This is a genomic window from Dyella sp. 01N36 (genome assembly GCF_056399745.1).
In genome coordinates this window covers 1-4,299 of record NZ_JBFTRY010000252.1, presented here as the reverse complement: position 1 = coordinate 4,299, position 4,299 = coordinate 1, and the positions used below count along the sequence as shown (strand labels likewise).

Below are 4,299 nucleotides of genomic sequence, written 5' to 3'. Positions count from 1 at the left end.
AGGTAACTCCGACTAAAGTGTCGTCAAAACGCCACTTTAAGAGGTGGCGTTCTCTGGGGTGATTCTGCAACCATGCCTGACATGTTGCGCTCATCCTGGAAACTGGCGTCGACGCTGCGGCCGGCCATGAAGGACCGCGTCGCCCTGCGCTGGCGCCTGGGCGGCCTGCTGGCAGCCGTGCTGGTGATCGTGGCCTTGCCGTACGTGGTCACCCGCAGCGGCGCCAGCGAGGCCATCCTCGCCAATGAGCGCGTCACCCACTCCAGTGAGGTGAAGTCGCTTACCTATCGCATCGCCTATGTCACCCGCGACAGCGAGGCGGCCATCTACCGCCTGATCCACGGCGATGCGGACGCGACGGTACGCATGCGTGCCGAGCGGGCGGCGCACGAAACGCCCGGCCTGCTGCAGCAGTTGCGCGACATGACGCGCGACAGCCCGGATCAGCAGGCCCTGATCGGCTCGCTCAGTTCCACCGTGAGCGGTCGCCTCGCCTTGAGCGGGCAGGCCATCATGCGGCACGACCATGGCGACGAAGCCGGCGCGTCCGATGCCATGCGCGACTCCGGCACGCTGTTCAAGATGGACGATCTGATCGACGGCATCGTGCGCAACGAGAACACCACGTTGCTCAGCCGACGCGACGCGGCCAGCCGCGAATCGTTCAACAGCGCCCTGGCCTTGACCATCACCGCGATCGCCCAGGTGCTGCTGTTGACCATCGTGGTGATCGTGTCCGAACGCCAGATCAGCCGGCGCCTGCGCGCCGAAGTGCGCGAAGGCCAGGCAGTGCAGYGTTCCCAACTCATCGTGCAGGCCGTGCGCGAACCCATCGCCTTGCTCGACGCCGGCCTCGGCACGCTGCTGGTGAATGCGGCCTTTGGCGAGCTCTACGGCCTGYCGCCCGATTTCCGGCAATCGCTGCCGCTGACCGATATCGGCGACGGTGCCTGGACCGACGGTGCGCTGCTGCAACGTCTCAATGACGTACTGCTGTTGGACCGCGAGTTGTGGGATTACGAGCTTATCCAGCGCACCGTCGATGGCGTCGACCGCCACGTGGTGATCAACGCCCGTCGCCTCGAACAGGACAACGGCGGCGATCCGGTGCTGTTGCTCACCTTGAGTGATGTCACCGCACGCGCCCTGGTCGAGCAGCAGGTGAAAGAACTCAATCGCCAGCTCGAAGGCAAGATCGAACAAGTATCCGATGTGAACCGCGAGCTGGAAGCCTTCAGCTATTCGGTGTCGCATGACTTGCGTGCGCCGCTGCGTCATATCAGCGGTTTCGCCGGCAAGTTGCAGCAGCATCTGGGCGAGGCGGCGGACGAGCGCTCGCGCCATTACATCGAAGTGATCAACGACGCCGCCAAGCGCATGGCGCTGCTGATCGAAGACCTGCTGGTGTTCTCGCGCCTGGGCCGCGGCGCCCTGCGCCTGCAGCCGGTGGATATGCAGTCGCTGGCCGACGAAGCACGCGCACTGGCCGAAACGGATGCGCACGGCCGTCATATCGTGTGGTCGATCGCGCCGTTGCCGATCGTGATCGGCGACGAGAACATGTTGCGCACCGTGTGGCAGAACCTGCTGGGCAATGCGGTGAAGTACACCGGAAAGTGCGAGGTGGCGCGCATCGACGTGGACGTGCAGCGCCACCGCGACGGCAGCTACGAATTCGTGGTCAGCGACAACGGCGCCGGTTTCGACATGCAATACGCGGGTAAACTGTTCGGCGTGTTCCAGCGCCTGCACCGGGCCTCGGAGTTTCCGGGCAACGGTATCGGCCTGGCCAATGTGCGTCGCATCGTCACGCGACACGGCGGACGCGTCTGGGCCGATGCCCAGCCAGGGCAGGGCGCGCGTTTCCACTTCACACTGCCGTCTTCGGACCTCGCAGAAAGCTTCGCGCAGAGGCGCCAATGAACCACGACCTCCGTACCATCCTGCTTGTCGAGGACAGTCTCGCCGACGCTGAAATGGCCTTGGACGCGCTTGCCGGTGCCCATCTGGCCAATCCCGTGGTGCACGTCGAAGACGGCGTGGACTGCCTGGACTACCTTTATTGCCGCGGCGAATGGGCCGGGCGCGAACCGACCGATCCGGCCGTGGTGCTGCTGGACATCAAGATGCCGCGCATGAGCGGGCTGGAAGTGCTCACGCAGTTGCGTGCCGACGATCGATTCCGCCGCGTGCCGGTGGTGATTCTGTCATCGTCGCGGGAGGAAAGTGATCTGGCGCGCAGCTGGGATATTGGCGCGAACGCGTACGTGATCAAGCCGGTGGACGTGGACCAGTTTTTTGAAGCGGTGCGAACCGTGGGGCAGTTCTGGGCAGTGCTCAATCAGGCACCTGACCATATCTGAATGGGACGAATGTTAGGGGCGGTTCCACGACGGGGTGGTTGACAGTGGATAGGCAGCAGTGGGCGTTACCCCGAATCCGTGTACTGCAGATCGAGGATAGCCAGCTCGATGCGGAGCTCGTGTTGTCCGAGCTGGACGCCGATCACATCGAATACGACGTGACCCTGGTGGACGCCGAGCGCGAGTATCTCTCGGCGCTGGAGGATTTCCAGCCGGATATCGTGTTGTCCGACTTGAGCATGCCGGGTTTCTCCGGCCAGCGCGCGCTCGACATCCTGCGCGAACGCGACCAGGACCTGCCCTTCATCTTCGTCTCCGCCACGCTGGGCGAGGAAGCGGCGATTGAGGCGTTGCGCAACGGCGCGACCGATTACATCCTCAAGCAGAATCCTGCGCGGCTGGCCTCGGCCGTACGCCGCGCCATGCGCGAAGCCGAAGCGCAGCGTGCACGTCGACGCGCGGAAACCGAGCTGATCCGCGCCCAGCGCTTCGAGAGTCTGGCCATGCTGGCGGGTGGCCTGAGCCACGACTTGCGCAACCTGCTTCAACCCTTGTTGCTCGCCGGCGACAGCCTGCAGGACTACCAGGACGATCCACGGCTCGCGCGACTGGGGCGGCTGGTGCGCGACTGCGGCAAGCGTGGCCTGGACATGGTGCATTCCATGCTTTCCTTTGCGCGCGGCGCACGTCGCGCGGAACAAGTGCGCGTGGGCGCGCTGCTCGAAGCACTCGGCTTGTTGCTGCAAGGCAGTGTGCCGCGCAATGTGACGCTGGAACTGGATGCTTATGATCCCGATCTCAGCTTCGACGGCAATCACACCGAGCTGCAGCAGTGCCTGCTCAACCTCAGCCTCAACGCGCTGCAAGCGATGCCCGAGGGCGGCAAGCTGCGCATCTGCACATCGGTGGCCAGCTTGCCGGAGCATTTCTTCCAGCCCGGCGAGGAAAGCCGCGAAGGCAACTATGTATGCCTCAGCGTGATCGATACCGGCACCGGCATGGACGAGAACGCATTGCTGCATCTGTTCGAACCGTTCTACACGACCAAGGAAAGCGGTACCGGCCTGGGCCTGGTTTCATGCAAGCGCATCATCACCGCGCATGGTGGCGTGATGCGGGTGGAGAGCGTGCTCGGCGAGGGCACCAGCTTCCATATGCATATTCCGCTGATGCAGCAGCCCGCCGATGTGGTGGGCGAGCAGGAAACCGCCAACCTGCAGGGCGAAGCGGAGCGCGTGCTGGTGGTGGTGGAAGAAGCCGGTCAGCTCTCGCTGCTGGTGGATACGCTCGATTCGTGGGGCTATCAGGCGCATGCCAGCCAGAGTGGTACGGCTGCCTTGCAGTGGCTGGAGGCGCAAGGCGTTCCCGATCTTGTGGTGCTTGATGCCGACATGAATCTCTTTACCGGCGTGCGCACGTTGGCGGCCTTGTTCGACCATGGTTATCGCGGTGCGGTGCTTTTGCTTGCGCGTCCGGATGCGCCGCCGGATATGGATGAGTTGCCGGTGATGGAGCATTTGTATCTGGTGGACAAGCCGGTTTCGACGTTGCGGTTGTTGAAGACGGTCAGGGATGCGTTGGAGGAGAGTACGGGTGGGGATGGGCCGCAAGGGCCAGTGTGAGTTTTTGCTCCCTCTCCCCTTCCGAGGAAAGGGGTGGGGTGAGGGGCCAACCTAGCCTCGTTGTTTGGATGTGCCGCAGTCTTGTTCTTGTTCGTCATCCCGGCGCAGGCCGGAAGCGCTCGTCAACAGTTGAATGGCTGATAATCCAGAGCCTCGGTGTTTTGTTGTCGCGTATTCGCGACCTGGTTCGCCCGCCGCGTCATACGGGGACCCCGGGGGCTGAGCCACATCAAGAGCCGATAAGTGCTCTGCGYTGCCGAGCCGGCAGCTTTTTTTGTAGGAGCGCACTTGTGCGCGACCAGCCRACGGAGCGG

3 protein-coding genes are annotated in these 4,299 nt (G+C 63.7%); all 3 read left to right on the top strand.

The window, feature by feature from the left end; genetic code table 11:
- Positions 1 to 126: 126 nt before the first annotated feature.
- From AC1DMG_RS20345 to AC1DMG_RS20335, 3 genes are read left to right on the top strand one after another with little or no spacing between them, the layout of a single operon-like run.
- Complete coding sequence (locus tag AC1DMG_RS20345) at positions 127 to 1,923, top strand: sensor histidine kinase (RefSeq protein WP_477180990.1); 1,797 nt, start codon at positions 127 to 129, stop codon at positions 1,921 to 1,923.
- A complete protein-coding gene (locus AC1DMG_RS20340) occupies positions 1,920 to 2,363 on the top strand; it encodes a response regulator (protein WP_046972442.1) in 444 nt (147 codons plus the stop codon). The genes AC1DMG_RS20345 and AC1DMG_RS20340 overlap by 4 nt, the downstream gene beginning before the upstream one ends.
- A gap of 38 nt (positions 2,364 to 2,401) precedes the next feature.
- Positions 2,402 to 3,985, top strand: coding sequence for a two-component system sensor histidine kinase NtrB (locus tag AC1DMG_RS20335; protein WP_441605349.1), 1,584 nt, complete (start codon positions 2,402 to 2,404; stop codon positions 3,983 to 3,985).
- Positions 3,986 to 4,299 lie beyond the last annotated feature (314 nt).